We start from the raw sequence: 442 nt of genomic DNA on the forward strand, positions 1-442 counted from the left end.
TGATGCGCTCGACCTTCGGGCTGCCACCGGCACGATTAATGCTGCAATCACTGATGGGGATGGTGCACATGGTGCGCACCGGGGCCGCTAAGCATGCAACGATGGCGCCGGCAGCACAAGTGATGGTGCATATGACATCAGATGGGCGAGCGTTTTTACCGAATCACATGGCCGCTCCTGCCGCACGGCTTGCCAATCTGGTAGATCATGCAGATTTGATGGGTGTGCTCTATGACGCCGACGGGCAGGTGATCAAGTTTGGGCGCAAACGCAGGCTTGCAAGCCCGAAGCAGGTGCAGGTGTTGTTAGGGATGTGGGGGCATAAGTGCGCGGTGCCAGGCTGTGGGCATACCAGGTTCTTGCAGATGCATCATATTCGGGATTGGGCCGAGGGCGGCACCACGGATTTGGAGAATTTGGTGCCGTTGTGCTCGAGGTGTCA

At 58.1% G+C, this 442-nt stretch carries 1 protein-coding gene; it reads left to right on the top strand.

Going from position 1 to position 442, the window contains the following annotated elements; genetic code table 11:
- Positions 1-167: 167 nt before the first annotated feature.
- Positions 168-442 (top strand): HNH endonuclease (locus HMPREF3170_RS11835; protein ID WP_210385503.1); only part of this gene is annotated, 275 nt, incomplete at its 3' end.

It is taken from the genome of Corynebacterium sp. HMSC08D02, assembly GCF_001807505.1.
Lineage (GTDB): Bacteria > Actinomycetota > Actinomycetes > Mycobacteriales > Mycobacteriaceae > Corynebacterium > Corynebacterium pseudogenitalium.